Annotated in this window: 27 protein-coding genes; 8 read left to right on the top strand and 19 right to left on the bottom strand. The window is 56.5% G+C overall.

The window, feature by feature from the left end; translation table 11 throughout:
- Positions 1-13: 13 nt before the first annotated feature.
- Both gap and MCM46_05235 read right to left on the bottom strand, forming a co-directional pair.
- Positions 14-1,015 (bottom strand): type I glyceraldehyde-3-phosphate dehydrogenase, encoded by a 1,002-nt coding sequence (gene gap / locus MCM46_05240; GenBank protein MCG3111212.1) that lies wholly within the window; start codon positions 1,013-1,015, stop codon positions 14-16.
- Complete coding sequence (locus MCM46_05235; GenBank protein ID MCG3111211.1) at positions 1,012-1,278, bottom strand: BON domain-containing protein; 267 nt, start codon at positions 1,276-1,278, stop codon at positions 1,012-1,014. Before MCM46_05235 ends, gap begins: the two co-directional genes overlap by 4 nt.
- A 450-nt stretch (positions 1,279-1,728) precedes the next feature.
- On the opposite strand from MCM46_05235, the gene MCM46_05230 reads away from it, so the two are divergent.
- From MCM46_05230 to MCM46_05220, 3 genes are all read left to right on the top strand, one after another.
- A complete protein-coding gene (locus MCM46_05230) occupies positions 1,729-2,064 on the top strand; it encodes a hypothetical protein (GenBank protein MCG3111210.1) in 336 nt (111 codons plus the stop codon).
- A 66-nt stretch (positions 2,065-2,130) separates the two neighbouring features.
- Entirely contained in the window at positions 2,131-2,553 is a 423-nt protein-coding gene (locus MCM46_05225) for a hypothetical protein (protein MCG3111209.1), read from the top strand.
- A 112-nt stretch (positions 2,554-2,665) separates the two neighbouring features.
- Entirely contained in the window at positions 2,666-3,118 is a 453-nt protein-coding gene (locus MCM46_05220; protein ID MCG3111208.1) for a hypothetical protein, read from the top strand.
- Here MCM46_05220 and MCM46_05215 read toward each other — a convergent pair whose 3' ends face one another.
- The 16 genes from MCM46_05215 to MCM46_05140 all read right to left on the bottom strand — a co-directional run bounded on the left by MCM46_05215 (position 3,119) and on the right by MCM46_05140 (position 19,674).
- Positions 3,119-4,471 (bottom strand): cytochrome ubiquinol oxidase subunit I, encoded by a 1,353-nt coding sequence (locus MCM46_05215; protein ID MCG3111207.1) that lies wholly within the window; start codon positions 4,469-4,471, stop codon positions 3,119-3,121.
- 18 nt (positions 4,472-4,489) lie between these two features.
- Positions 4,490-5,605 (bottom strand): cytochrome b N-terminal domain-containing protein, encoded by a 1,116-nt coding sequence (locus MCM46_05210; protein MCG3111206.1) that lies wholly within the window; start codon positions 5,603-5,605, stop codon positions 4,490-4,492.
- Positions 5,606-5,612: 7 nt separating this feature from the next.
- A complete protein-coding gene (locus MCM46_05205; GenBank protein MCG3111205.1) occupies positions 5,613-6,158 on the bottom strand; it encodes a ubiquinol-cytochrome c reductase iron-sulfur subunit in 546 nt (181 codons plus the stop codon).
- The gene (locus MCM46_05200) at positions 6,155-7,378 is read right to left on the bottom strand and encodes a hypothetical protein (protein ID MCG3111204.1); all 1,224 of its coding nucleotides are present in this window, start codon (positions 7,376-7,378) and stop codon (positions 6,155-6,157) included. Before MCM46_05200 ends, MCM46_05205 begins: the two co-directional genes overlap by 4 nt.
- Before the next feature lie 33 nt (positions 7,379-7,411).
- The gene (locus MCM46_05195) at positions 7,412-7,786 is read right to left on the bottom strand and encodes a hypothetical protein (protein ID MCG3111203.1); all 375 of its coding nucleotides are present in this window, start codon (positions 7,784-7,786) and stop codon (positions 7,412-7,414) included.
- Positions 7,787-8,017: 231 nt separating this feature from the next.
- Positions 8,018-8,953: a sigma-54 dependent transcriptional regulator gene (locus MCM46_05190; GenBank protein MCG3111202.1), complete on the bottom strand. Its 936-nt coding sequence runs from the start codon at positions 8,951-8,953 to the stop codon at positions 8,018-8,020.
- Between the two features lie 41 nt (positions 8,954-8,994).
- Entirely contained in the window at positions 8,995-9,954 is a 960-nt protein-coding gene (locus MCM46_05185; protein MCG3111201.1) for an ATP-binding cassette domain-containing protein, read from the bottom strand.
- Positions 9,955-10,061: 107 nt separating this feature from the next.
- Positions 10,062-10,901, bottom strand: coding sequence for an ABC transporter ATP-binding protein (locus MCM46_05180; protein MCG3111200.1), 840 nt, complete (start codon positions 10,899-10,901; stop codon positions 10,062-10,064).
- A gap of 103 nt (positions 10,902-11,004) precedes the next feature.
- Entirely contained in the window at positions 11,005-12,414 is a 1,410-nt protein-coding gene (gene sucB, locus MCM46_05175) for a 2-oxoglutarate dehydrogenase, E2 component, dihydrolipoamide succinyltransferase (GenBank protein MCG3111199.1), read from the bottom strand.
- A 52-nt stretch (positions 12,415-12,466) separates the two neighbouring features.
- Complete coding sequence (locus MCM46_05170) at positions 12,467-13,447, bottom strand: alpha-ketoacid dehydrogenase subunit beta (GenBank protein MCG3111198.1); 981 nt, start codon at positions 13,445-13,447, stop codon at positions 12,467-12,469.
- A 96-nt stretch (positions 13,448-13,543) separates the two neighbouring features.
- Positions 13,544-14,506 carry a thiamine pyrophosphate-dependent dehydrogenase E1 component subunit alpha gene (locus MCM46_05165; GenBank protein MCG3111197.1) on the bottom strand — a complete coding sequence of 321 codons (963 nt, stop codon included), beginning with the start codon at positions 14,504-14,506 and terminating at the stop codon, positions 13,544-13,546.
- Between the two features lie 955 nt (positions 14,507-15,461).
- Positions 15,462-15,674, bottom strand: coding sequence for a hypothetical protein (locus tag MCM46_05160; GenBank protein ID MCG3111196.1), 213 nt, complete (start codon positions 15,672-15,674; stop codon positions 15,462-15,464).
- A 44-nt stretch (positions 15,675-15,718) separates the two neighbouring features.
- Positions 15,719-16,081 (bottom strand): response regulator, encoded by a 363-nt coding sequence (locus MCM46_05155; protein ID MCG3111195.1) that lies wholly within the window; start codon positions 16,079-16,081, stop codon positions 15,719-15,721.
- 114 nt (positions 16,082-16,195) lie between these two features.
- Positions 16,196-17,179, bottom strand: coding sequence for an NTP transferase domain-containing protein (locus MCM46_05150; protein ID MCG3111194.1), 984 nt, complete (start codon positions 17,177-17,179; stop codon positions 16,196-16,198).
- Between the two features lie 73 nt (positions 17,180-17,252).
- Positions 17,253-17,999, bottom strand: a complete 747-nt coding sequence (locus tag MCM46_05145; protein MCG3111193.1) for a Crp/Fnr family transcriptional regulator — start codon at positions 17,997-17,999, stop codon at positions 17,253-17,255.
- Between the two features lie 301 nt (positions 18,000-18,300).
- The gene (locus MCM46_05140; GenBank protein ID MCG3111192.1) at positions 18,301-19,674 is read right to left on the bottom strand and encodes a sigma-54 dependent transcriptional regulator; all 1,374 of its coding nucleotides are present in this window, start codon (positions 19,672-19,674) and stop codon (positions 18,301-18,303) included.
- A 252-nt stretch (positions 19,675-19,926) separates the two neighbouring features.
- Here MCM46_05140 and MCM46_05135 point away from each other — a divergent pair, with 252 nt between their 5' ends.
- Positions 19,927-21,927, top strand: a complete 2,001-nt coding sequence (locus tag MCM46_05135; GenBank protein MCG3111191.1) for an ATP-dependent helicase — start codon at positions 19,927-19,929, stop codon at positions 21,925-21,927.
- Positions 21,928-21,974: 47 nt separating this feature from the next.
- Here the strand turns inward: MCM46_05135 and MCM46_05130 are convergent, their stop codons facing one another.
- Entirely contained in the window at positions 21,975-23,087 is a 1,113-nt protein-coding gene (locus MCM46_05130) for an SGNH/GDSL hydrolase family protein (protein ID MCG3111190.1), read from the bottom strand.
- A gap of 146 nt (positions 23,088-23,233) precedes the next feature.
- Between MCM46_05130 and MCM46_05125 the strand changes: the two genes are divergently transcribed.
- From MCM46_05125 to MCM46_05110, 4 genes are all read left to right on the top strand, one after another.
- Positions 23,234-24,241 (top strand): ATP-binding protein, encoded by a 1,008-nt coding sequence (locus MCM46_05125; protein ID MCG3111189.1) that lies wholly within the window; start codon positions 23,234-23,236, stop codon positions 24,239-24,241.
- 137 nt (positions 24,242-24,378) lie between these two features.
- On the top strand, positions 24,379-25,041 hold the full coding sequence (locus MCM46_05120; protein MCG3111188.1) for a hypothetical protein: 663 nt from the start codon (positions 24,379-24,381) through the stop codon (positions 25,039-25,041).
- Positions 25,042-25,190: 149 nt separating this feature from the next.
- Complete coding sequence (locus MCM46_05115; GenBank protein ID MCG3111187.1) at positions 25,191-25,613, top strand: VOC family protein; 423 nt, start codon at positions 25,191-25,193, stop codon at positions 25,611-25,613.
- Between the two features lie 6 nt (positions 25,614-25,619).
- Positions 25,620-26,600 (top strand): hypothetical protein, encoded by a 981-nt coding sequence (locus MCM46_05110; protein ID MCG3111186.1) that lies wholly within the window; start codon positions 25,620-25,622, stop codon positions 26,598-26,600.
- Position 26,601 lies beyond the last annotated feature (1 nt).

Raw genomic sequence — 26,601 nt, 5'->3', positions numbered from 1 at the left:
TCTCTCCTTCGGGCTATAAAAGTTTCGTCACATCGACAAGACGGTTCGAGAAGCCCCATTCGTTGTCGTACCAGGCCAGGACCCGGAGCAGGTGCTCGCCGACGACCATCGTCGACGGCGCGTCGATCACGGCGGAGTAGGGGGAGCCGATGTAGTCGATCGAGACCAGTTCCTCTTCGGAAACTTGCAAAATCGGGGCGAGGCGGGGGTTCTGCTCCGCCTTCCGGAAGGCCCCGACGATCTTCTCCACATCGACCGGCTCCCGCGTCTGGGCGACCAGATCGAGGATCGAAACGTCCGGGATCGGGGCGCGAATCGCCATCCCGTTGATTTTCCCCGCCAGCTCCGGAAGGGCCTGGGTCGCCGCGATCGCCGCGCCGGTGGTGGTCGGGATGAGGGAAAGGGCCGCGGCCCGGCCTCTTCGTTTGTCTTTTTTCTTCGGGCGGTCGAGGAGTACCTGGGAAGAAGTATAGGCATGGACCGTGTTCATCAGGGCATGTTCGATCGTAAAGGCGTCGTTGAGCACCTTGGCGACGGGGGCGATGCAGTTGGTCGTGCAGGAGGCGTTCGACACGATGTGATGGCGCCGGGGGTCGTAGCGATCCTCGTTGACCCCCATTGTGATCGTCAGATCGGCGTCGCGGGCGGGGGCGGAAACAAGCACCTTCCGCGCGCCGGCTTGCAGATGTTTCAAGGCCCCCTCTCGGTTCGTAAATTTCCCGGAGCATTCAACCACCCCTTCCACGTCCCACTCTTTCCAGGGAAGCCGGGAGGGATCGGCCTCGCTGAGCACGGCAATTTTCTTCCCATCCGCGACAAAATGGTTCCGCTCCACCTCGAAGGGATGTTTCCATTTTCCGTGAACCGAATCGTATTTAAACGCGTAGGCAAGGCTCTCCGGATCGGAGATGTCGTTCACGGCGACGACCTCCAAATCGTTATCCTCCCTTTGAAGGGCGATTCTCAAAAAGGCGCGGCCGATCCGGCCGAATCCGTTGATTGCAATTCGTCTCATGCAGCCCTCCTTGCGGAGCAGGGGACGATCCGAAGCGCGTTCTCGACCGCCAACACCCCTTCGGTAAAACGGACGGTGTCTTCGATCATCGCTTTTTCGGCGAGCAGGAGGACAGACCCTTCCAGACGGACCACCCCGGCGGAGACAACGATCCGAAGGTCGGGAGGGAATTCGATCACGGCGCTGCGCTTCAGGCTGTTTAAGATGCGCGCGCGAATCTCCTGATCGTGTGTCGAGAGGAGCCCTTCTTTCTTCAGTGTCATCCTTCGCTCCCGATGAAATAAATTTCGATCATCGCAGATGAGACCTTGTTTTCCGATGATCTGCTAAAAAATCCTAATTCATAGCGGAGCAATATTTGTACCAGGGGAGGTTATCCCAAAGCCGGAAGATCTCCATGCAAAAGGAGAAGGCTCGGGCGTTCCCGCTAGACGCGTCTGATCCCTTCCGGGAGATCCGCCACATGGTAATCTGGAAATGTATAAAAACCCCCGTTCTCCTGTGATCGCTTCGTTCATCTGTGCAAGCTTTTTACAAAGGGAAGTTGGGGCGCCCGGATCGATTCATTTTTAATCAAGTAGGAGTGCTCCGTTCTCCTTTAAAAAGGCACTTTTCTTGCTACCTTGTCTTGCTGATGGAGATCAATAGGCATATCACCTCTGGACGAAGCTCAATCAGATCACGGTATATTGCGAATCCTATGGAGATGAAAAATGTTGAGGATGATCAAGAAATATCTCCCCGCTTTTGGGACTTTATTTGCCATCACTTTCTTTTTGGTCATGGCGCTTACCGCCTTGGCTCACGTCCAGCACGCGCAGCAAGAGAAGCAAGGTCAGCAAGGTCAGAAGGAGAGCCGAAGCGCGATCGGAGCGACCCGGCAGCGCGGGAGCGTTTCGGAGCGTCAACCGGTTGTTGGACAAGAGGGGAGGACGCTCTCGGAAGAGGTGGCCCCTATCGGTCTGCGGACGGAAATGATCGCGCCGATCAGAAATCAAGGCCAGACCCGGACCGATCGTCAAGAAAGCGAACCGTATCGACTGTTTTAGCCGGACCCGTCGGTCGGTAGGAAAGGCCGTTCGGGTTTTTTACTTGTAAGTAAGGGAGGTATTGTGATGAAAAAAGGATTTTTCGTCCTATTTGGATTATTGATAGGAATGCTCGTCATGGGACCGATCGTGTCTCATGGGCAAATGACGCAACCCGATCCGCAACAATCGGAGCGGGATCTCAATCAACAGCAACCGTCCGATCCGGAATTTGAAGAGGGAAGAGGGGCGGCTCCCGGTGGCGGCGGGGTGACCCTCACGGAGGGAAAACTCTCCGGCGAGGTCGTCAGTATCAATCAACAGACCGGGACGATTGAGATTAAAACGGAGGAAGGGGTGACCAACCGATTCACGGTCGAGGAAGGGGCGAAAAGCCAGCTCAATCAGATCAAAAAAGGAGATCAGGTCGATCTGGTGATGACCCTTCGCGCGACCCCCCAACAAGGAACACAAGGCGGATCGATGGAACAGCCGCCGATGACCCGATAATCAGTGTCGCTGTTTTCCGATCATCGGCGACGCGCATGATCTTTTTGAACGAACCCCGGCGGCCCGCGGTAACGCGGCCCCGGGGTTTGCAGTGATCGATAAGGAGAGATGGATGATGAAAAAAATGTTTTTAGCGCTACTTGGATTGATGATGATCGGTCTCTTCGCTCCGACGGGGCCGATTCCGACCGTTGCGCAAATGGCGCAGCCGGATGAGCAGCAGGGTCAACCGGGGCGTGATTTGAATCAACAACAGCCCGATCCGGGGATGGAGTCGGAGCAGCCGGGAATGGAATCTGAGGAAGGGATGGCCCCCGGCGGAACGCCGATGACCCCGACGAGAGGAACGGTTTCGGGAGAAGTGCTCGATATCGATCCGGTGACCGGATTGATTGCCGTTCGGACCCCGGAAGGGATGGTGAATATCTTTACCGTCGAGGAAGGGGCGAGAGGCCAGCTGGATCAAATCGAAGAAGGGGACCAGATCGACCTGGTCGTGGTCCTCAACGCGGTCGAGGTGACCCCGCAAGAGGAAGGGGGACCGATGGAGCCGCCGGCCGGGTAATCAGCGTCTCCTCATTTCTTCAGAGCCCCGAGGGTTCGGATCATTCCGATCGTCGGGGCTCTTTCTTTGACGGTCGAGAGCTTCGCGCATCGAACGGCCCCCTCCCAAGCCGATCTCTCTTTCATCTTCCATCGTCATTTTGCCGTAGATCAGATAGGGATATCGCGCGTTCTCCCGGGCATAACCCATGTTGATCATCGAGAAGATCGTAAAGAGTCCGAGGACGATCAGAAGCGCTTGGGGGAAACGGCCTCCTCCTCCCCACTCCGACTTGAAGCGCAGGGCGCTGAGATAAAAGCCGTAGTTGAGGATTCCCAATCCGATTAGGACCCCCATCGCAATGTATTTATGCGGTTGCATCTTTCCCAGGGGATTCACCTCGGCCGAGGTGAAATACTCGGCGAAGGGGATGTAGCGCACCTGGTAGGGCATCACGAAAACGATCGCCGCGATTCCCATCACGATGAAGGTGATCAGCCGGTACCGCTTGAAATGGGGGTTTTCTTTGTATCGAAAATAGGCCATCCGGAACATGTACCAGGTTCCGGCGATAAAGAGAACGTTGATCAAGAGGACCTGGAGAACGAAGATCCACGATTTCTCGCCGAGCATCAGCCGGCTGAACGCCCCCTCGGAGGCGAAGCGGACCGCTTTCAAATAGGAAAACCCGATGATCGGCATCAGAAGAAGAAATCCGAACCCGACAATCACCGAAAAGGCGCCGACCCATTCATGATAGGCCCGCTCCTCCGGATCTTTCGTCCGCAAATAACGGATGGCCGAAAGCGCGGCGATGCCGAAGCCGAACCACGACAGATTTCCGGCGAAGCGATGAAGGGTCAGTTGGACCATCGTCGGGTTGATGGCCCGTTTGAGAAACGGCTCGACCGGGCCGGGGGTCAGCAGGAAAGAGCCGACGATGTCGATCATCACCATCGCGATCACCCCGAAGGTCGCCCCCAGCCAGGCGATAAAAAGATGGGTTTTTCGCGGCCACTTTCCCCAGCTGTAATACCAGGGATAGAGACAGGCGGCCTCCCCCAAGAACATCGATGCTTCGAAGATCAGCGGCCAGAACATGATCCGAAAAAGAAGGGTCCAGAAGGCCGGCCAGAGGATCGTCAGCAAGAAAACGAGGACCACCCCCAAAAACGCCACCGTCGCGCTCATCAATACCAGAGTGCGGGCAATCGAATGGGAGAGCCGCTCGTAGCGCGGCTCGCGGGTGAGCACCCCGACCGATTCGGCCGTGGCGCCCAAGAGCATCCCCCCGACGATGAAGGTGGCGAAGAGGGAGTGAAGCGACGCGGTGACCGCGATCGCCCATCGGCTTACGAGCAACGACTCCTCCATCGCGATCCTCCTGTTGCGTCAGTAATTAAAAATCCGCGCCCCCGCCATCAGGGCGAGGACGATGATAAAAAGATAGACCCACGTTCCGATGATCGTCGGGACCGGCCTTCGGATGGGGCTGACCTCCGGGTGGCGCTCGACAAAGGGAACGAGGGGGAGAAAAAGAAAAAAGAGGGTGACGAGAATCAGCCCGATCGGGATCAACCGCCCCGGAAAGAACATCAGCCACTCGTCCACCGACCAGAAAAACCACTCCGGCCGGGGAATGATCTCGGTCGGCGGCGGCTCCTCGCCCCGGTAAGGGGAGAAGGGGAAGAGAATCGAAAAAAGCGAAACGGCGGTGATCAGGCCGAAGGCGACGATCGAGTCCCGGAAAACCTGGGCGGGATAAAAAGGCTCCGTCTCGTCGGGGGTCATTTTCGTCACGATGATCGATTCCCGCGGGACCCCCTTCGCCGTCAGCGCCGCGATCTGATCGCGGTACTCGATGACCGACCCGAAGAGGCCGTGTTTCCGGATCAGGTAGAGGTGCAATGTAATCAAAATTCCGAGGACCAGCGGGAGAACCCAAACGTGCAGGGCGTAGAACCGGGTCAGCGTGAGGGTGCCGACATGTTCTCCCCCCAGGAGCGCGCTGCGAAGAAAGGGGCCGACCAGGGGAAAGTAGGAGAGGGTGTTCCCGAAGACCGTTCCGATCCAATGGGCGTTGTCGTCCCACGGCAAAAGCCCGCCGGTCAAGCCGATGCCGATCACCGTCAAAAAGATCAACGCCCCGATCACCCATGTCATCTCCCGCGGCCGCTTGAACGCGCCGCTCACGAAGACGCGGAACATGTGAAGTCCGATCACGATGAAGAGAAGGTTCGCCGACCATCGGTGCATGCTCCGCAGATACCAGCCGTAGCTCACCTGCTCCGTGATGTACCGGATCGACTGCTCGGCGTATTCCCCGTCGGGGACGTAGTAGAACATCAAGAAGGCGCCGGTGACGAACTGAATCGTGATCAAAGACAAGGTGGCGCTCCCGAGCGTATAAAACCAGGCCCCCCGCTTCGGGAGCGGCTTCTGAAGCATCCGCTCGAAAATATCGAGCCCCACCCGCTCGTCGAACCAATCCCGGAGCGATTGTCTCATCCGCAACTCACACCTGCTTCCTCGGATCTTTCCATCCGACTTCGTAAACGTTCGCCGGGTCTTTCAGATAGACCAGCCCGTTCTCCACCTTGTATTCAAGCTCCGCCAGGTTCCGGGGCGGGGGGCCGCCGATCACCTCCCCGAAGTTGTTGTAGAGTCCGCCGTGGCAGGGGCAGATAATCATCCGCTTCGCCTCGTCCCAGCCGGTCGGGCAGCCGAGATGGGTGCAAAAAGAGGAGAAGAGGACCAATTTTCCTCCTTTCTTCACCGCGAAGAGCGGCCGCGAGGTCTCCCGCGTCCGCCATCCCTCTTTCACAAAATAGGGGACCTGAAACATCCGGGGGAGATCTCCGATCGACTCCATTTCCGCCAGGGAGGCGATCGGCGCCCACCGCGTCGATTGGGCGAGGTCTTCCCGGACGCGGAAAATCGGCGAGAGGATGTAGCCGATGATCGGCGCCGAGAGCATCAGGCCCAAAGCGCCGAAGATGCCCAGGATTGCCCGTTCCATGAAATGCCGCCGTCCGATCGGCTCTTCCGTTGTCTGATTCATCGTTGTGCGAGCTCCGATGCCGGTTGTTTTTCATCTTCAAGATGGATCTCTCCATACACCGTATACGGCCGCCGGGCCTGCTCCCGAATCACCCCCATCACCAGAAAAGTCGCCACGGCGCAAAAGCCGACCGAGATTGCCAGCCACGCTCCCCGGGGGTGCGGCGGCGTTTCCCGGAGGGGAACGTGGCGGAGGTGATAGAAGGTCATCAGAATCAGAACCAGGGTCAGCCCCCGCCGGATCCAGACCTGCTGCGCGGCGAGGACCATGAAGAAAGCCGCCAGAAGGAGCGCTCCGATCAGAACGCGGGAGCGCCGGGGATGGGAGGAGATCTGGGCAAAAAATTGGTTGCTCAAGTAGAAAAGAAGTCCGATCAAGAGAAACTGGATCCGCAGCAGCCACTCCAGCTCGAAGAGAATCCGCTCGTAGGCCCGCGGATTGGCCCGCCCGATCTGAAACGAATAGAGCATCCCCGCGATCGGCTGAATCAGGAGCAGACCGGTTCCGATCACCATCCCCAAGTGCATGACCCGCGTATAATAGGCCTCTTCTTCCCCTTTGGGTTTTCTCCAGAGCAGCTGCAAGCCGCCGTACAGGGCGATCGCATAGAAGGAAATGATCAGGACGCCGAGAAATCGATGGAGCACCAACGGCGCCCAGGTCGGGTTCGTCAGAAAGGTGAGCCGGATAAAATCCGATCTCCCCGGGCCCCCCATGTCCCCCTCGCCCGGCGTCAACATCGAAGAGCCGATGCCGTCGAGGAGCGCGCCCCACATCAGAATCAACACGGCGGCGGCGGCGCCGAGTGCGATATGCCGCCGGATGCTTTTGGCCCTTGTTTTTTCCCATCGATACCAATAGGTATAGAAAAACCAGATGTGAAGCAGAAATACGCCGATCGCGATATAGACGGCGGGTTTGAACCGTTGAAAAATATAGACCGTCGACACCGGAAAAAGCCCGATGAACAGCTCGACCATAATGACGGCGAAGACGGCGCTGACACTAAAGACCACCGCGACAAACCGGACCAGCGACCGGCCGAGCCGGGTGTAGAAGGGGTCTTTGATCCCGAGGTATTCCAGCGCCGGAGCCAGGACGATAAACCCCGCCGTGAGACCGGCCAGGGCGATATGGAGCAGACTGAATAATCCGACCGCCCCGCTGTTGCCGAGGATCGGGAACTGAATCGGAGGAAGGAGAAGGTCACTTTCAGGCATTGCGCTTCTTCCTTGCCGCGCCGCCCGCGCCGTTTAATGGGTGCGCTGCGAATGTCGGGGAGAGGATTCCAATTCCGTCAGGAACTGATAGAGCTCACCGCTGCTGATCGGCTCTTTTAAAAAGCAGACGTTCGGCATCTCCGGAAAGGCGAGGGGGACGCGCTCTCTGCAGAGGACCACCGCCGTCGCCGACGGCCGAAGGTCTTGCAGATTCATCAAAAACTCCAGGGCGTCCATCCCCGACATCTGATCTTTCAAAAGAACGACATCGACCGGAAGTCTCTTGATGAAAGAGAGGGCGTCCGCCGCCTCGTGAATAAGCACGATATTATAGGTTGCGCCGAGATAGGTGAACCGGTCGAACCCGTCGTAACCCTGATCCAACACCATCAGATTTTTTTGATGCATGGCCCCTCTCCTCAAATAATCTATTGGGATTGTGGAAAAGCAATATCCGTACCCCTTCCGGCAGAGGGGTTTCCGATCTATTTTAAGGGGAGCGGAAAGATAAACGAAGGTAAGAAGGATGATCCTTTTGAACGAGTCGTGAAATAACTGCTCATCCCCGCTTTCCATGCAGAAGGATGGTGTAGAATTTACGCATGAAAATGAGAAGGGTGTTTCAGAGCGGAGAAGGTCTCAGACTTTGATATTCAACTGCTGGATCTTATTATAAAGCGACCTGCGGCTGATCCCGAGAATCTTCGCCGTCGCCGTTTTGTTCCCCTTCCGGTCTTTCAGCGTGCGGATGATGAGGGTCTTCTCCGCGTCTCCGAGAGAGGTCCCCACGTCGAAGACGATTTTATTGTTGGGAACGCTCTTTAACTGGAAACGCCGGGGAAGGTACTCGGGAATGATGACGTTTCGGGGGGTCAGCAACACCGCGCGCTGGATGACGTTCTTCAGCTCGCGGACATTTCCCGGCCAGGGATAATTGACGAAGAGGTCGAGCGCCTCCGTAGAAAACTCGGTAATACTTTTTTTATACTTCTCGTTGTACTCGCGCAGGAACTCCCGGGCCAGGAGCGGGATATCTTCCTTCCGTTCTTGGAGCGACGGCAGGCGGATGATGAACCCCTCCAGACGGAAGTAGAGGTCCTTTCGGAAGGTCTCTTTCTGAACGGCCGCTTGTAGATCTTCGTTCGTGGCGCAGAGAATCCGGACTTCGACGTGGATCAGATCTTTTCCTCCCACCCGGTAGAACGCTTTGTCTTCGATCGCCCGCAGCAGGGTGACCTGCGTTTTCTGATCCATCGTCCCGATCTCATCGAGGAAGAGGGTCCCGCCGTCGGCGCGCTCGAAAGCGCCCGAGGTCTGCGCATGCGCTCCGGTGAAGGCCCCCCGCTCGTGGCCGAAGAGCTCGTTTGAGACAAGATCGGGGGTCAACGCGCCGATATTCACCGGAATAAAGGGGCCCTTTCGGCGGATGCTGGCATTGTGAATGGCGCGCGCGGCCAATTCTTTCCCCGTGCCGCTCTCTCCGATGATCATGACGGAGAGATCGGTTTCCGCGGCGAGCCGGATCATCTTGAAGACTTCCATCATCGGCTCGCTTTTACCGATGATCTCTTTCATGGATAATGCTCCTTCCATTCGATCGTTCTTTTCTTCTATCATCAATGAAGTCCCTCTCTCGACCGCCGATTCATCTCGGCGGTCCTTAGATGGCACGCGACAAAATGCTCCGGCCCCGCTTCAATCAATCGGGGCGATTCGTCCTGGCGGTGATCGCAATAGGATTTGAAGGGGGTCCCCGGCGCGCCGGGCCGCTCTTGTTTCTTCCGAAGGCGGGGATCGGGGACCGGGACGGCCGAGAGCAGCTCCCGGGTGTAAGGGTGCAGGGGATGTTTGTAGAGGACCTCGCTCGGGGCCAGCTCCACGATGATCCCCAGATACATGACGGCGGTCCGGTCGGCGAAACTCTCCACCAAAGAGAGATCGTGCGCGATGAAGAGATAAGAGAGGCCGAAGGTCTCCTGAAGGTCGGCGAGCAGCTCCATCACCTGCGCCTGGACCGAGACGTCGAGGGCGGAGACCGGCTCATCCGCGACCACCAGCTCGGGGTGGAGGATCATCGCCCGCGCGATCCCGATCCGCTGCCGCTGCCCCCCTGAGAATTCATGGGGGTAGCGGTTTAAAATGGAGGGCCCGAGCCCGACCCTTTGGAGGATCGACGACACCCGCTCCCGCCGCTCCTCCCGTGAAATGGAGAAGTGGATGTCGAGCGGTTCCGCGACGATGTCCAAGATGGTCATCCTCGGATTGAGGGAGGCGTAGGGATCTTGGAAAATGATCTGGAGTTTCTGCCGCATCCGGCGCATCTCTTCCTTCGGGAGGGTCAAGAGATTTGTCCCGTTGAAGTAGACTTCTCCCGCGGTCGGCTCGATCAGACGGAGGATCGATCGGGCCAGCGTGCTCTTGCCCGAGCCGCTTTCGCCGACCAGGCCGACGGTTTCCCCTTTCCGGAGGACCAAATCGACCCCATCCACGGCGGGGTGAACCCCTTCCTGCCGTTTGAACAATCCCCCCTTGTAGATCGGGAAATATTTTTTAAGTCTTTTGACTTCGAGCAGCATATTTTTTGTGGGGTTTGTAGGGGCGATCCTTGTGATCGCCCGGATCTAGGACGAATACATAGTGGAACAGTGCAAACACGGTGGAACAGTGCAAGCACGATTCGCCCCTACGTTGAAGCAAATTCCTTTCTCTTTTTGGACCATTTCTTTGTTTCGCCCAGACGGGGGACCGCCGCCAGAAGCTGCCGTGTGTAGGGATGCTGCGGTTTTTCGAAGAGTGAGAAGACATCGGAGGTCTCGACCACCCGTCCTTCTTTCATCACAACCACGCGTTGTGCCGTCTCTGCGATGATACCGAGATTATGGGTGATTAGCAAGACGGCCATCCCGATCTCCTCTTGCAATTTACCGATGAGGTCGAGGATCTGCCGCTGGATCGTCACATCGAGCGCGGTCGTCGGCTCGTCGGCGATCAAAATGGAGGGGCGCAGGGCGAGCGCCATCGCGATCATCACCCGCTGCCTCATTCCGCCGGAGAGCTGATGCGGGTACTCCCGAACCCGCCGCTCGGGGGCGGGGATCTCCACCTTGCGGAGCATCTCCACCGCTTGGTTCATCGCCTCTTTTTTCCCGACGTTTTCATGAAGAACGATTCCTTCCGCGATCTGCTCGCCGATCGTCAAGACCGGATTGAGCGAGGTCATCGGCTCTTGAAAGATCATCGAGATCCGATTCCCGCGGATCTTCCGCATCTCTTTTTCCGGAAGCGCCAGAAGGTCTTTCCCTTCAAAGAGGATCTTCCCTCCGACGATTTTCCCCGGCGGATCGGGAACCAGCCGGAGAATCGAAAGGGCGGTGACGCTTTTTCCCGATCCGCTCTCTCCCACCAATCCCAAGGTTTCCCCCCGGTGAAGATCGAAGCTCACCTCTTCCACGGCGGGAACAACCCCTTCCATCAGATAGAAGTGGGTCTTAAGCTGTTGGACTTGCAGGATCGGCTCCGGCATTCGGGTCTCCATGATTTTTGATTTTGTAGGGGCGCAATTCATTGCGCCCTATCTGTGCAAGAAATCGGGTATGCGAAAAATCAGGGCGTGATGAATCACGCCCCTACAGTGTAAATTTCCCTTCCTCCAAAATCTCTTTCACCCGGTGAAGAAAGGCGTTTCCGGTGGCGCCGTCGATCACCCGGTGGTCATAGGAGAGGGCGAGATACATCATCGGCCGGACGGCGATCGACTCGTTTCCGTCGACCTCGATCACCACCGGCCGCTTGACGATCTCCCCCATCCGGAGAATCCCGACCTGGGGTTGAAAAATGATGGGCGTACCAAATAAGTTCCCTTCCCTCCCGGGGTTTGAGATCGTAAACGATCCGCCGGTGATCTCGTCGGGACTCAGCGTTCCCCGGCGCGCCTTCTCCGCCAGCTCGGCCGCCGCCCGGGAGAGCCCGGCGAGCGACATCTCGTGGGCCCGCCGGATGACCGGAACCATCAATCCCTTCTCGGTCTCCACGGCGATTCCCATGTGAATCTCTTTCCGGATGATGAGGCTGTCGTCCGCGACGGCGGCATTCAGGGTCGGGTGCTCCCGGATCGCCTGGACCGCGGCCGCGATGAGGAAGGGGAGATAGGTCAGCTCCTGACCGGTCTGCTCTTTGATCGACCCCTTCTTCTCTTTTCGCAGCCGGACGACTTTCGCCATGTCGACCTCCGCCACGGTGGCGACATGCGGCGCGGTCCGCTTGCTGTAGACCATATGCTCGGCGATCATCTTCCGGAGGCGGGAGAAAGGGATCACCTGATCTCCCTCTTTCGGCTCGTACCGCGGGATCTTGAACTCTTTGAACTGGAGCGTTTCGGCGGGGAGCGGCGCCGCCGGTTTGGCTCCCTCGTGAGATGGGCGAGAGGGGACCGGAGAAGCGAGTGCGCGCTGTTTCTCCGCCGGCTGGGTTTCCTCCTCCCCGACATAGCGGAGAATATCTTGCTTGGTGATTCGTCCGCTGAGACCGGTTCCTTGCACTTGCGAGAGATCGACCTGATGCTCCTCGGCCAGCTTTCGGACGAGCGGGGAGATCCGTCCGATGTCGCCGCCGTCCCGTTTCGCTTCGTCTTTGTCTGACTTTACCGCCGGTTTTTCCGGAGAAGGCGCCGTCGGCGGCGGGGCGGGACGGGCCGATGCGGCCGTCGTCGGCGGGCGTTCCGTCTCCGGGGGACGCCCCGGCGTCGTGGCGGGAGGACGTTGCACTTCCGGAGGCTTGGCCGCTTCCCGCTCCGCCTCTTTCCCGTCTCCGATGACGGCGAGCTCGGCCCCGATCGAAACGGTCTCTCCCTCGGGGACGTAGATTTTGGTTAGGGTTCCGGCGCCGGGAGAGGGGATTTCCACGTCGACCTTATCGGTCGAGATCTCCGCGATCGGCTGGTCGGTCTCGACCTGTTCCCCTTCCCGGACCAGCCACTTCGCGACCTTCCCTTCGACAACACTTTCTCCCATTTGAGGCATGATCACTTTGGTAGACATATTTCCCTCTGAATATGTGGGAGGGACATTCCTGTCCCGACTCTTCAGAAAATCAATAAGCCGCCAGCGTCCTCGCCTTCGCGACGATCTTGTCGACGTTCGGCAGAATGAACTCCTCCAGCGGGGGGCTGAAGGCATAATGGGTGTCTTCCGACGTCACCCGCATGATCGGGCCGTCGAGCGCATCGAAGCACTCTTCGGAAAGCCGGGCGGAGATCTCTCCGCCGATGCCGCCGGTCCGCCGGTCTTCATGGATAATGACGACCTTGCTCGTCTTCCGGACCGATTGGAAAACCGTGTCCCAATCGAGCGGCCGGAGCGATCTCAAGTCGATCACCTCCACGCTGAGCCCATCCTCCTTCTCCAGTCGCTCCGCCGCCGCGAGTGAAGGATGGACCATGGCGCTGTAGGTGATAAAGGTCATCTCCGATCCTTCGCAGCGGACCGCCGCTTTGCCGAGGGGGACGATGTAGTCTTCTTCCGGAAGCTCTTCCTGGATTCTTCGGTAGAGATATTTGTGCTCGAAGAAAAGGACCGGATCGTTGTCCCGGATCGCCGCCTTGAGAAGGCCTTTGGCATCGTAGGCGGTGGCCGGCGCGACAATCTTCAGCCCGGGGACGGGAAGGAAATACGATTCGGGATTCTGAGAATGAAAAAGCCCGCCATGGACCCCGGCTCCGGAAGGACCCCGGATCACCATCGGCACCTGCGCGCGCCCGCCGTGACGGTACCGGAGGGTTCCCGCCATGTTGATAATCTGATCGTAGGCACAGGAAATAAAGTCGGCGAACTGCATCTCCGCGATCGGCCGCATTCCCGAGACCGCCGCGCCGATGGCGGCGCCCACAATGAGCGATTCGGCGATCGGCGTGTCGATCACCCGTTCCGGGCCGAACTCCTGAAGCAAGCCTTCGGTCGCTTTGAACGCCCCGCCGAGGATTCCGACATCTTCACCCAAAAGGAAGACATTTTCATCCCGCTTCATCTCCTCGAACATCGCGTCATGAATGGCTTTGATATAAGTGGTCGGCATTTTAAAACCTAAGCAACGGGAGGCGTGAAGGGTGAGGCGTAAGGGGTCAGATCAAAGGATAAATCTTTTACGCTTCACGCCTCGCGCCTCATGTGTTTAAAATGGATTTGCATAAAGATCCTCAAGCGCCTCTTTCCCCTCCGGCCAGGGGCTCTCTTCGGCGAATCGGACCGCCTCGTCGGTAATCTCTTTGACCTCTCTCTCGGTGTCTGCCTTCATCTGATCGACGTTATACCCCTTCTTTTCGAGGTAGATCTCGAAGCGCTGGATCGGATCGCGGCTTTCCCATTCGATCAATTCATCTTGGGGCCGATAGAAGGGTTGGTCATGTTCGCTGTGGCCGTGATAGCGATAGGTTTTGCATTCGATCAGCGTGGGTCCCTCCCCCTGGCGCGCCCGCTCGATGGCGGCATGAGCGGTCTTCATGACGGCATGGAGGTCGTTCCCGCTGCAAACCGCTCCTTTAAAGCCGTAGCCTTCGGCGCGGATGGCGACATCTTCCACCGCCATCTGCATGTTCTGCGGGGTGGAGTAGGCGTAGAAGTTATTCTCACAGACATAGATGACCGGCAATTTATGAATGCCCGCGAAGTTGAGCGCTTCATGAAAGTCGCCCCGGCTGCTGGCTCCCTCCCCGAAGAAAGCAATGGCAACGTGGGGCTCTTTTTTTATTTTAAATTTCAACGCGGCGCCGGTGGCCACCGGGAGAGTGGAGGCCAGCATGCTGGTCGCCCCGAAAACCCCCCGCTCCAGGTCGCCGGCGTGGAGAAAAGAATCTTTTCCCTTCGAAAGTCCGGTCTTCTTGCCGAAGAGCTGGGCCATGAGGCGATTGGGATCGACCCCTTTGACGAGAAAGGCCCCCATGTCTCGATGCAGGGGAAAGATAATATCTTCCCGGCGCAATCCGTAGCAGACGCCGACCACGATCGCTTCCTGGCCTCTGCCCGAGTAGACCCCTCCCAAAATTTTACCTTGGCGATGGAGTTTGGAGACGCGATCTTCATATTCGCGCGTGAACTTTAAATAAAAATAAAGCTCTTTATCTTCCTTATTTTCCATAAATTCACCTTTAAATTTTGGTGTGACTCCATTCTAACACAAATGGGTGGAGACCTTGTAGAGAGGGCCGGACGGGGGCGCTTCGTCGGATCGATTCTGGAAGTTGCCGGTGGGCCAATAGGAAAGACAAGATCAATGGCGGTAGAGACGTCCCGCCGGGACGTCTCTACAGGGAACGTATGTGGCGTGTTGAACACGCACGCGCGTCGCATTCCTCGCAGCTTGCTGCGGGGAGCTTCAATGGAGGGGAATGGATCGGACGAGGGGAGCGCCGGATCGAAGCCGGCGCCGCTCGAATTCTCGCCGCGGATGAAAGGGGCTGCTCCGCGCAAGGTGGATTCGGCACGGAACGGGTCTCTCCAAGATCATGTATCCGTTTGTTTTGTGGAGACGGTCGGCCGGGCACGGATACAATTTATTTTCAATGTCGGTTTCTTTATAAAAGAGTGAAGGACCTTCCAAACCCTCCCTTTGGAGGCGTGACGTCGGGAGAGGGATCTTGATTCCGACGGAGGCCAGGGAACGAAGGCCCGCGCGATCGAATCGCGGATCGATCTTTGCTGTCTGGACCGCTTCTCAGGAAAGGATGTCAGCATGGCTTGCTCGATCAAAAGTAAGTTATTAATTCAATATTTGTGTTCATCGAGATAAATCTCTCGGTCTTCGAGCAGAAACGGCCGATCAGGCCGTTGCTCTCTGAAGGGGTTATCTCCGATTGGTGACGATCAGCGGGTCGATGATTTCACCGCAGTGGATGCAACGAAACACTAGAAGCGATCCTTGTTGCGTATAAATCACTTCCTTGTACATCAACCCTCCACATTTCCTACAAGTCATTCTCCCCTCCTTCGCTGGATGATCAAGATTCGTTAAGTGTCATTCCTGCCATATCCGGCAGGTCTAAAGTGCGGCCTTGCACCTGTTTTATCGAATTGCCCCTTGGCGCGAATAAGCGCTAATAAGAAAGAGAGGCTTTGATGTAGCCGTAATCCGATGAAGATTCTGTATCTGTATATGAAAATGATCTGTCATGATTTTCCCTGCCGATGGTGCCGATCCAATCCCTGAGCAGCCATCCAACCCGGCCGCTGCACATCGGGCAGAAAGGGTTTTCTCGATCGTAGATTTCGTCGCAATCCAAACAGATTTTCGCTTGTTTGATGTTCATCCTCCCTCCTTTGGTTTCGCAGTACGATGAGAATGGGGCTCATCCTAATGGCACGGGCAGAGCTCTCTGATCTTCTTTTTGATCTTAAAGAAGCTGGCGGTGTTCATGACATAGGCCTCCGAGACCCACCAGAGGTTTTCATCGCTGCTGGTGTCGTAGGCCGACCAGATCACGACCGGCGGTGAGGCGTTCCCTTCACGAAAGCACCGCAGGATATCGGCGCTGTCGATGTCCGACAAGACCGTATCGATCAACACGAGGTCCGGGAAGTCTTGCCGATATTTAGAAAATGCTTTTTCGCTGGTATCTGCGAGGGAGGCCTCGTATCCCTCTTCCATCAACTCGGCTCGAAGCAGCTCTCCAATATAGTTCTCTTGGCTGACGACCAGGATCTTCTTTTTCATCATGGCTCTACCCCGTTCCTCTGTTGGGTATGATCCCTTTGGGATTGCCTCGATGGCTTCAGAGAGACGCCATCCTCGTATGCTAAATAAGGACGATTGACGGATTTCCGATCCGGATTAAACCGCTTTGCTTTCGGCCACGGCGTAGGAGCTTTCCTCCCGTCCGACCTCTTTCGTTTCCTGAAAGGGGGTCTTGCCGATCTTTTGAAGCGTTTGGAGGACCCGATGGCTGCTCCCCCAGTCGCTCCAAAAGACCTCCTTCACTTCCAATACGGCGATCTGATCGGGACAGCGCTCAAAAATTCCGCGCGAGAGGGTCGCCGACTCCATCGTGCGGTATTCCCGTTCGATGGTCGAGAGCTCATGGACCGTCCCGATTGACCCCCTGATCCGCTCGAAGCGCTGCCAGATGCCGTGCAGGTACCGCTGGGTCAGGGCCATCAAAGTGGAGGCTTTGAGCACCGAGACGAAGGTGTTCCAGAGATAGCCGCTTTCATAGAAGGCCACCGCGGCTTCTCGGTCCGGTTTTTCCAGAAAACGGCCGACCTTCCGGGCGCCCATTTCGTCGGCGTTCGGCAGCGGATCGCCCGGAGCGATCCAGCCATATTCCACCTCGGGGCCTTCGGGTTGGATACCGAGCAGCGCGATCTGATCCGGGTGGCGCTGCACAACCTGATCGGCGGCGGCCACGTAGCGCATAAAACGATCTTCCTCCTGGATAAAATGATCGGAGGGGAAGAAGGCGATCCGGGCCTCCGGATCTTCTTTGATGATATAGGTCAGCGGCAGCAGCGCGCCAGGGGCGGTTTCACGGTTGTAGGGCTGAAAAACCAGGGAATGGTCAGGCAGGCTCGACAGCTGAGAGCGGATCTCCTTGATATGGCTTGGGTTGACCACGATACGGGTGCGCTCGGGGGGGATCAACTGCGCCACCCGATCCAGCGTATGCTGGAGCATGGAGCGCTTTCCGGTAAACGCGATATACTGCTTCGGCGAGCAAAGCCCATACGATGACCGAATGAACTGGTTCATCCGCGTCCCTTCTCCCGCCGCCAATACAACCGCCCATAGATTTCCCTTCTCAGAATTTACATCACGCATCAATATTCCTCCCTTCTTTGCGTTGTCACAGGACAAACCATTCCGCCCCGATAGCGTTTACGAAACAGCCGACTTATGCGGCATGCGTTAAGGTCAGCGTCTTTTCCGGTTCTTTCGGTGAACTTTGGTTCAGGCTGAGTGTTTTCAATGATTGGAGATCCTTTATATGGATATTCCCTTTACTCTTGTGGATAATTCCCAATTTTTGGAAACGGTTGAGAATCATGGTCGTCGTCTCCCGGGTGGTTCCCGCGAGGCTGGCCAGAATCTCATGAGTCAGTCGGAGCTGAATGGAAGAGGGAGGAGCGGCGGGAGATTTCGCTTGTTTTGTCGCGAAGTGAATCAGCACTTTGGCTAACCGAGAATGAACCGGCGCGTAAAAGAATTGAAGCAGCCGGTTCTCCGATTCACATCTCCTCGTTCCGATCAACCGCATGATGCCGAGCGTGAAGAGGGGATTCTGCTTCAGCGGTTCGGATAATAGATCGGTCTTGAGGCTGATAAGGACCGATTTCTCGTATGCCACAGCCATTTCCACGCGTGCCATCTCCCCGGCCATGCTCAATTCGCCGAAGGTTTCTCCGACATGATAAAGGGATGAGGTAAATTCTTTTCCACTCTCCATCAGGGTTGCGATCCGAATCGACCCGGAATAGACCAGATAAACCTGATCGCTCGGATGCCCCGGGAGGTAGATAGACTTACCCTTCTCAAAAACAAGGATCTTTGACTTGGTATGAATTGTTTCCAATTCATAATGGGATAGGACCGAATAGGGGTCACAGCTCTGAATAAATGGAAGCAAATCTGCCTTTTCCATATTTACCTGAGATGAAAGTGGTTTCATAATATGCGCAAAAATATGCGTTCTACCTGAAAAACATTTCCTATGTTCAGGCAACCCTCAGCTAATGAATTGCTTTAAAGTTCAGGAAATTGTGAGGAAACCAGACTTTTGTGAAAAACTAGTAATTCTATGGAGCAAGATCAATGCCAGTAGAAAAAAAGGCATTTTGGGGAGAAAGGGTCATCTGGATGACACCTTTTCTGTGGATAAGGTGTGGATATATGGCGGGAGTGTAATGGATCGTTCAATCAAATTGAAAAAATGAACGGAATGTTTAGTACTCTACGGTAAAGGTCTTTCGGAAGAATTCGGTGAGATGGTATTTCTTGATCTTTCGGTCGAGGGCGGGTCTTGAAATTCCTAAAATCTCGCAGGCTTTTCCTTTGTGTCCCCCGGTGTGACCGAGAATGTTTTGGATATGCAGCTTTTCAATCTCGGAAAGAGAGGCAATGATATTTCTGGGCTGGGCGGAGGCCGGTGGCTGGGTAAGGGGGAGAAGCGAGAGGGACTCTTCCAGAATCACGTTGCCCCGGGTGAGGACGACCGCCCGGGTGAGGACATTTTCGAGCTCCCGGATATTGCCGGGCCAGGGATAGTTCATCAAGACATCCATGACTTTGGGGGAGACGCCGTTGATGTTCTTATGCATATTGGTGCTGATTTTGTTGAGAAGATACTGGACGAGCGGGGGGATGTCTTGCATCCGCTCTCGAAGCGGGGGAACTTTGATGCTGATGACCTTCAATCGATAATAGAGATCCTTCCTGAATTTGCCGACTTTGATCAATTCTTCCAAGTTCTTATTCGTCGCCGCGATGACCCGCACGTTTGCTTTTATTTTTTCTTTTCCCCCGACCCGCTCGAACTCCCGCTCTTGAAGCACCCGGAGCAATTTCGCTTGAAGGTGAATCGACATATCGCCGATTTCGTCGAGAAGGAGGGTCCCTCCCTCGGCCATTTCAAACTTTCCTTCCTTCTTTTGGATGGCCCCCGTGAAAGATCCCTTTTCGTGGCCGAACAGCTCGCTTTCCAGAAGGGTCTCGACCAGCGCCGAGCAGTTGATCCCGAGAAAAGTGGTGTTGTAGTTGGCATGATAGTGAATGGCGCGGGCGATCAGTTCCTTCCCTGTTCCGCTTTCCCCCTCGATCAGAACGGTCGCGTTGTTCTCCGAAGCGATGGCGATGGTTTTGAAGATCTGGAGCATCTGCGGCGTTTTCCCGACGATGTTGCCGATCTTCATCGAGGAGAACTCGTCCGACAGCGGTCCGAGCGGTGACCGTTTCAGGGCGATGATCCCCTTGATCTTTCCGATGACGGCGTTCAGCTCATCGATATTGATCGGCTTATTGATGTATTCGAACGCGCCCGACTTCATCGCCTGGATCGTCGTGTCCATATCGATAAAGGCGGTCATGATAATGATGAAGGTGTTGTCGTCGATGGAGCGGATCTCTTTGAGGACCGACAGCCCCGTCATGTCGGGGAGGCGGTTGTCGAGCAGAATGATTTGGGGAGTGAAGGTCTTTACCTTGTCGAGACCCTCGCGTCCCGTCAATGCGGTTTGGACCTCGTATTTTTGATGCTGAAAGTGGAGAGACAAAAGCTCGCAGTTGGACGGATCGTCGTCGATCACCAATATCTTTTGCACGTTCCCCCCCATCCTTGGAGACGCACCGGCGCGTGGTGCGGTTGAGTCGTCCAGTTCAGTTGATTCGTTTTCAGAAAGGACACATTAGACATTAAGCGAAAATAATAGCAAAGAGCAAATATAAAATTCAATGATTATATGCTTGAGATCCCGTGCGGCGCTATGACAGATCGCAAACCGGTTCACCGCCGGAGGTTTCTGCGGCGGCAACACCTTCTTGCTCTCATCTATAAAGGCCCCTATAATCGGGGGATGAAGAAGTATATCTTGAGGGAGCCACCGAAGCAGGCCGCGCTCGATTCCTTTCGGGCGGCCTACCAATCTTCCCTCAATGAACAGCAATTTCAAGTCGCCACCGCCCCCGACGGTCCCGCCTTGGTGATCGCCGGAGCGGGGAGCGGCAAGACCCGGACCTTGATTTACCGACTCGCCTGGCTGGTCCACTGCGGCGTCAAACCGGAATCGATCCTCCTGCTCACCTTCACCCGCCGCGCCGCGCAGGAGATGCTCAAACGAGCGGCGGAATTGCTGGATGAGCGATGCCGGCGGGTTTCCGGCGGCACCTTCCATTCGGTCGCCGCCGCCATCCTCCGCCGGTACGGCAAAGCGCTCGGCCTCTCCTCCTCGTTCACGATTCTCGATCGCTCCGACGCCGAGGATGTGATTCAGCTCCTCCGCGGCGAAATGGGGCTTTTACCCCAAAGAGCAGGCTCTTTGGGGACCCCAAAAAACGCAGAGAAGGGGAAGCGCTTTCCGAAAAAGGGAACCCTTTCCGATCTCTTCAGCAAGGTTCAAAACAAGCTGATGACCCTTGACGAAGTCGTTGAGGGGGAGTACCGGCACTTTACCGATCAGATCGAGCTGATCCGCTCCCTTTTTATACGTTACCAAAAATACAAGACCGACCGCCACCTGGTCGATTACGACGATCTTCTCGTCGATCTTTATGCGCTTCTTTCGGAGCACGCGCCGATCCGAGAAGCGCTGGCCGAGCAGTATAAACATCTCTTGGCCGATGAATATCAAGACACCAACAAGATCCAGGGGGAGATCGTCCGTCTTCTCGGCCGGGACGGGCGGGTGATGGCGGTGGGGGATGACGCCCAGAGCATCTACTCCTTTCGCGGGGCCGATTTCCAAAACATTCTGCGGTTCCCGCAGTATTTTCCCGGAACGCAGGTTTACAAGCTCGAAGAGAACTACCGCTCGACCCAGGCGGTCCTCGATCTGGCCAATACCGTGATCGCCGAATCAAAACAGCAATATCCCAAGCGCCTCTTTACCCGGAAGCAAGGAGGGATGAAGCCGGCGCTGGTGCGGGCCCAGGAAGAGTCGGAGCAGTCGCGGTTCGTCGCCCAGAAGATCTTGGAGCTGCGGGAGGAGGGGATTCCGCTGTCGGAGATCGCCGTCCTCTTCCGATCGAGTTTTCATTCGTTCGATTTGGAGATCGAGCTCGTCCGGCGCGGCCTCCCCTTCGAGAAGCGGGGGGGCTTCAAGCTGGTGGAGACGGCGCATGTGAAGGATCTGATGAGCCACCTTCGCATTCTGGTCAATCCCTCCGACGCCGTGAGCTGGAACCGGCTTCTTCTTTTGATTCCAGGGGTCGGGCCGCGGACCAGTCAGAAGATGATCGCAAAGGTGCAGCAGGAGGGGAGAGAGTCGCTGCGGGGGTTCGCGCGGGGCGCGCAGGCCGAGCCGATCGGGCGTCTGTTGGAGGCGCTCTTGCAGGCGGAGTCGTCCGATTCGATGACCGGCCGGATCGAGCGGGTGATGGAATATTATCTCCCGCTGATGAAAAACAAATATGACGACCACCCCAAGCGGACGAAAGATCTGGAGCACCTGCTGCTCATTTCAGAGCGGTATCGGAATCTTTCCCGGTTTCTCTCGGACCTGGCCCTGGAGCCGGACGCGTCGATCGTCGGCGTGGCGCCGGCCGACGGCGATCAAGAAAAGCTGGTCCTCTCCACGATCCACTCGGCCAAGGGGCTCGAATGGCGGGTGGTCTTCATCCTCTGGGCGCTCGACGGTTATTTTCCGTCGATCTACTCCTTCACCCATGAGGCGGAGCTGGAGGAGGAGCGCCGGCTGATGTATGTCGCCATCACCCGCGCCAAGGAGCAGCTCTATCTTACTTATCCGATCCGGGTCTTTCATCGCGCCAGCCATGCCGTTCTCACGAAACCTTCCCGATTCATCGAGTCGGTTTCGGAGGAGATTCTGGAGCCGTGGGTGTTGTCGGAGGAGGGGTAAAGGGGACGGAAGAGAACGCGCAATGATTGGAGGAAATCGTTTCGCCGTCAAAGCGGATGTTGCCTTAGAATTTCCTCAAGGACGACATCGCTGACGACTTCGTGTCCGTATTGATTCCAGTGGTAATCGGTTTCGGAGTTGAATTTTTTATGATCTTTTTCCCAAATCTCGCTGAATCGGTCGGTGAGGTCTACCGCTTGGAGGGAGAGCGTCCTGCATGTTTCTAAAAGCGCTCTATTTATTTGGTATGTTTTCGTGCTCTTAGAATCGAGATTGTCATAGATCGCCTGCCTGTTGCCGTCGATCAGGACGAGAACCTTTATCTGATGCAGCACGGAAAGTTTTTGAATTTCGTGAAGGAGGTGGTCGAGCAGTTCATTCAGCAACCGATCGTTCGATAGGAGGGCGGAGTTTGTATCGACATTCGCTTCATACTGTCTTACATCGCCGTATAAGAGTTGTTTGAGCAAATTTACTTTCGCCGGCAATTCCAGATTGAGCGCCATAAATCGAATCAAAGCGGAGTTTCTTGCCGCTCTTTTCAGGTTCAGATTGGATGCAGGATGGGGCGGCACCTCAACGAATTGATCTCCGCTTTTCGTAAGGGTCCAATTATCTTTTCTGCCATAGCCGTATAATGCTTCATCGAGATCGTTGTGAACGAGATTAAAAATCACCATGTCCGGTTTATATCGAATGGCTTCTTTGAAAACATGAAGGTAGTGGGCCATATTTGCGCCGGAATGTCCGAAGCTGTAGGTCTGGAAAACGGGTTTATCGGCTTTTGCATTTAATTTGGCTTCGGCCAGGTATGGGAATGACCGTTGGTAATCGACTTGAAACGCCTCGACATAAGAATCCCCGATGACGGCGATTCTAAAAACGTCGTCTTGTTTATCTGTTGTATAGTCATAGGGAGAATTCCACCCGCTGGTGTTGATCCGATACTCCGACCTTTCAACCCCGCCGGGTCCTCTGGTAATGACCCCTCTTTGATTAGGTACAAAATGATTCCCAAGGGTCGGGTGAAAAAAAGTATCGGGAACGTCGCTCACCGGCAGGGCCGTTCGTGCGAGCAATTCCAGCAAGACGAGTAAACCGACCATTGTCGGAAAGGTGACAAGCGCGATGTTTTTGCAAAAGTTTAGAAACCGTTTCATCGACTCATTTTGGGTCGGATTGGGCCGCGATCTTAATCGGGGTCGATCATCGAAGGTGAAGCGGGACGAATAGAAGTTTAACGGAGATCCGAAATCGGGTCAACTATGGCAGTGATTGGACCACGGGTAAGATACAAGGAATCGATATGAGTAATCCGCTGATTTCGTTTTTAACCGGTCTCGGGTCGCGGCGTGTCGTCGAGACCGTTCTTCCGAGGCGCACGTTGGAAGAAGTCGTCCTTCCGCCTCAAACCCGGCGCACGCTGGAGCAGGCGCTGGCCCAAGTTCGGAATCACGCCCTGATTTTCGGCCGCTGGGGTCTCGGGGAGCGCCATACGGCGGGACGCGGCTTGGTCTTCAGCTTTGCGGGGCCGCCCGGGACGGGGAAGACGATCTGCGCCGAGGGGATCGCGCATGCGCTCGGCCTGAAGCTTCTGATCGTCAACTATGCCGAGGCGGAGTCGATGTGGGTGGGCCAGACGCCGAAAAATATCGTCGCGACCTTTCAGGCGGCGGCGGAGCAGAATGCCGTCCTCTTTTTCGACGAGGCCGATGCCATCGCGACCCGCCGCTCCGCCGGCGCCCCGACGCCCCATTCCCGCGAGATGAATTTGACGGTAAACGTGCTCCTTCGCGAGCTGGAGTCGTTCAACGGCATCGTGATCTTCGCGACCAACCTTGCGGCCAATTTCGATCCCGCTTTCGAACGTCGCATCCGGACCCATGTGCTGTTTGAAATGCCGGGGGTGGAGGAGCGCGCGCGGATCTGGGATTTTCAGATTCATCCGAAGAAGACCCCGCTGGCGCCCGACGTCGATTTCCGCCGCCTCGCAGAACGTTATGAACTGAGCGGCGGCGATATCAAAAATGCCGTTATTAAGGCCGCCTCCGCCGCGGCGGCCGAGCCGGGCGCGGACCTCGGCAAACAGATCCATCAGCGCCATTTCGAATCGGCCGCGGAAGCGGTCCGCTCGGCCAGGTCCATCATGCAGCAGTCGCTTTTTACCGAGGAGGGAGGTGCCGCCTCCGATCCATTGAGTGTGTGGCAAAAGATCGAGGCGCAACGGCAGACGACCCTCCTTGTGGCGCTCGGGCTCTCCGGCGCGGCATTGGCGGCCGCGCTGGTCGCCGTCGCGCTGGTGCTCCTACATTAACCCTGTGAGAATAGCAATCGCGGCGGCGATTATTTCAATGGGGCACAGCCTGGGACTCCGGGTGATCGCCGAAGGGGGTGAGGGGAATGTTGCCCATTGCGAGACAAATCCGAACCGCTTCTAGCGCGGGATTCTTCTTGGCAATCGCACTGCTCCTGACGGCCTGCGCCGCGCCGTTCGAGGCGATGATCCAAGACGACCTCCCTCCCGAGAGCCCGCGGGGCTATCTGGAGTTCTATTGTACCGAGTGTATCGCGGGGTGGGGGATCTTCCGGATCGAGAATGGCAAAGAGGTTCCTGTCGGCCAGCAGCCGTTGGGGGTGAGAATCGAGGCGTCGATCGAGAACCCGGTGAGAATAAAACGGCTTTGGATCGCCCAGGAGCCGGGCGTCCATCTCTATTCGATTCGGTTGTTGCCGTATGCTTTTTTGGAGAACGACCATGCCGGGAGTATGCATATCCGTATCACCGAAAATGAGCTGACCCCCTACCGCATCGTTTTTACCAGGGAGACCGATTTCACCTTTCGGTGGAAGATCTGGGCCGGACCGGCCACCCCTCTGGTGGTCGATTCTGACTCCCTTCAAGCTTTGGCCTCGGGTCTCAACGATTCGGCGTGGGACAGCCGGTGGTATGCGGTGCAGGCGCTGGGACGTTATAAAGGGGGTCTTCCGCCGTCGATCCGGGCCCGCCTCGAAGAACTTTCGAGCGATGACGCCTATCGCCATTGTCGCAAAACAGCGACAACGACCGAATGCGACGAGCTCCGCAAAGAGGCCGCTCAAGCGGTTAAAAATTGAAAGCAGCACAACCCGCGGAGTTGAATCCCTCTCAGTAATCGGTCATTGACATGAATGAGTGAACTGGAATATACAGGGGTAGCGAAGCGTAAAAAGGGTCTCTGCTTCCAAATAAGTTATGCCTACTTGTGAATGAGTGAGGCTAGAAGATGAAGCCACGAATCAAAATCATTACCCTGGCTGTCCGCGATTTGGAAAAATCTTTGGCTTTTTACCGTGACGGAATGGGGCTAAAAACGGAAGGGATCGTCGGCACCGAATTTGAGGATGGCGCGGTGGTTTTCTTTGAAATGAATGATGATCTCATCTTGGCGCTCTGGCCGAAGACCTCGTTGGCGAAGGATGCAAAAATCGCTGTCACGCCGGCCAGCCCCTCCGAATTCTCCATCGGCCACATCGTCAATTCCAAACAGGAAGTAGACGCGATCATAAAGCAGGCAGAAAGGGCGGGGGCCAACATCACCGACCCGCCGCACGACCGCTTTTGGGGGGGGTATGCCGGATACTTCCAGGATTTGGACGGGCACCTGTGGGAAATCGCCTGGAATCCCCAGTGGGTTGTCAAAGAGTGAGGTTGGATGGAAATTCCTGTCGTCGATATCGCCGGGTTGGTTTCCGGAACGGAAGCGCGTCATGCTATCGCGGAGAAAATCGGCCGGGCGTGCCGCGACTTCGGCTTCTTTTACATCGTCGGTCATGGGGTAGACGAACCCCTGCAGCAGCGGCTGGAAGCGGTCAGCCGGCAGTTCTTTTCGCAGGATCTTAAGACAAAGCTTGCAATCGGCATGGCGCGGGGAGGCCGGGCCTGGCGGGGATACTTCCCCGTCGGCGGCGAGCTGACCTCCGGCCGGCCTGATCTAAAAGAGGGGATTTATTTCGGGGCCGAGCTTCCGGAAGATCATCCCCTGGTAAAAGCGGGCACCCCGCTGCACGGCCCCAACCTCTTTCCGTCCGGGTGGCCGGAATTTAAAGAGACCGTTCTCGACTATATGGCCGCCATGACGCGGGTTGGACATGCGTTGATGGCCGGCCTCTCCCTCAGCCTCGGTCTGGAGGAGTCGTATTTTGCCGACCGTTATACGGCCGATCCGCTGGTCCTGTTCCGCATCTTCAACTATCCCGCCCCTTCAGGCAGCCCCGAGGAATCCGGCTACGGGGTCGGCGAGCATACCGACTATGGATTGCTGACGATCCTCAAGCAAGATCTGTCGGGCGGCTTGCAGGTAAAAATAAAATCTCAATGGATCGACGCGCCGCCGATCCCCAATGCTTTTGTTTGCAATATCGGAGACATGCTCGACCGCCTGACGGCGGGGCGCTATTTGTCCACCCCGCATCGGGTGTGGAATCCGGCGGGACAGAACCGTTTGTCTTTTCCGTTCTTCTTCGACCCCAATTTTAATGCGGAAGTGAAGCCGATCGAAACGGGTGTGGTGAATGATAATAAAGAAGCGCGTTGGGACCGCACCAGCGTTCACGCGTTTCGCGGCACCTATGGGGATTATCTCTTGAGCAAGGTGTCGAAGGTTTTTCCGGAGCTGCGCCGGAAGGTGCTTTAAC

It is taken from the genome of Candidatus Manganitrophus morganii, assembly GCA_021651055.1.
Classification (GTDB): Bacteria; Nitrospirota; Nitrospiria; order SBBL01; family Manganitrophaceae; genus Manganitrophus; species Manganitrophus morganii.
This window is presented reverse-complemented; position numbering and strand designations above follow the sequence as displayed.

Excerpts from the sequence above, each read along its gene's own strand:
- MCM46_05235 (MCG3111211.1), bottom strand. The coding sequence starts at position 1,278 with ATGACACTGAAGAAAGAAGGGCTCCTCTCGACACACGATCAGGAGATT.
- MCM46_05110 (MCG3111186.1), top strand. The coding sequence starts at position 25,620 with ATGGAAATTCCTGTCGTCGATATCGCCGGGTTGGTTTCCGGAACGGAA.
- MCM46_05165 (MCG3111197.1), bottom strand. The coding sequence starts at position 14,506 with ATGGAAAATAAGGAAGATAAAGAGCTTTATTTTTATTTAAAGTTCACG.
- MCM46_05145 (MCG3111193.1), bottom strand. The coding sequence starts at position 17,999 with ATGGAAAAGGCAGATTTGCTTCCATTTATTCAGAGCTGTGACCCCTAT.
- MCM46_05200 (MCG3111204.1), bottom strand. The coding sequence starts at position 7,378 with ATGCCTGAAAGTGACCTTCTCCTTCCTCCGATTCAGTTCCCGATCCTC.
- MCM46_05220 (MCG3111208.1), top strand. The coding sequence starts at position 2,666 with ATGATGAAAAAAATGTTTTTAGCGCTACTTGGATTGATGATGATCGGT.
- MCM46_05170 (MCG3111198.1), bottom strand. The coding sequence starts at position 13,447 with ATGCCGACCACTTATATCAAAGCCATTCATGACGCGATGTTCGAGGAG.
- MCM46_05185 (MCG3111201.1), bottom strand. The coding sequence starts at position 9,954 with ATGCTGCTCGAAGTCAAAAGACTTAAAAAATATTTCCCGATCTACAAG.
- MCM46_05215 (MCG3111207.1), bottom strand. The coding sequence starts at position 4,471 with ATGGAGGAGTCGTTGCTCGTAAGCCGATGGGCGATCGCGGTCACCGCG.
- MCM46_05125 (MCG3111189.1), top strand. The coding sequence starts at position 23,234 with ATGAGTAATCCGCTGATTTCGTTTTTAACCGGTCTCGGGTCGCGGCGT.
- sucB (MCG3111199.1), bottom strand. The coding sequence starts at position 12,414 with ATGTCTACCAAAGTGATCATGCCTCAAATGGGAGAAAGTGTTGTCGAA.
- MCM46_05150 (MCG3111194.1), bottom strand. The coding sequence starts at position 17,179 with ATGCGTGATGTAAATTCTGAGAAGGGAAATCTATGGGCGGTTGTATTG.
- MCM46_05155 (MCG3111195.1), bottom strand. The coding sequence starts at position 16,081 with ATGATGAAAAAGAAGATCCTGGTCGTCAGCCAAGAGAACTATATTGGA.
- MCM46_05225 (MCG3111209.1), top strand. The coding sequence starts at position 2,131 with ATGAAAAAAGGATTTTTCGTCCTATTTGGATTATTGATAGGAATGCTC.
- MCM46_05230 (MCG3111210.1), top strand. The coding sequence starts at position 1,729 with ATGTTGAGGATGATCAAGAAATATCTCCCCGCTTTTGGGACTTTATTT.
- gap (MCG3111212.1), bottom strand. The coding sequence starts at position 1,015 with ATGAGACGAATTGCAATCAACGGATTCGGCCGGATCGGCCGCGCCTTT.
- MCM46_05195 (MCG3111203.1), bottom strand. The coding sequence starts at position 7,786 with ATGCATCAAAAAAATCTGATGGTGTTGGATCAGGGTTACGACGGGTTC.
- MCM46_05160 (MCG3111196.1), bottom strand. The coding sequence starts at position 15,674 with ATGAACATCAAACAAGCGAAAATCTGTTTGGATTGCGACGAAATCTAC.
- MCM46_05180 (MCG3111200.1), bottom strand. The coding sequence starts at position 10,901 with ATGCCGGAGCCGATCCTGCAAGTCCAACAGCTTAAGACCCACTTCTAT.
- MCM46_05210 (MCG3111206.1), bottom strand. The coding sequence starts at position 5,605 with ATGAGACAATCGCTCCGGGATTGGTTCGACGAGCGGGTGGGGCTCGAT.
- MCM46_05115 (MCG3111187.1), top strand. The coding sequence starts at position 25,191 with ATGAAGCCACGAATCAAAATCATTACCCTGGCTGTCCGCGATTTGGAA.
- MCM46_05205 (MCG3111205.1), bottom strand. The coding sequence starts at position 6,158 with ATGAATCAGACAACGGAAGAGCCGATCGGACGGCGGCATTTCATGGAA.
- MCM46_05190 (MCG3111202.1), bottom strand. The coding sequence starts at position 8,953 with ATGAAAGAGATCATCGGTAAAAGCGAGCCGATGATGGAAGTCTTCAAG.
- MCM46_05135 (MCG3111191.1), top strand. The coding sequence starts at position 19,927 with ATGAAGAAGTATATCTTGAGGGAGCCACCGAAGCAGGCCGCGCTCGAT.
- MCM46_05130 (MCG3111190.1), bottom strand. The coding sequence starts at position 23,087 with ATGAAACGGTTTCTAAACTTTTGCAAAAACATCGCGCTTGTCACCTTT.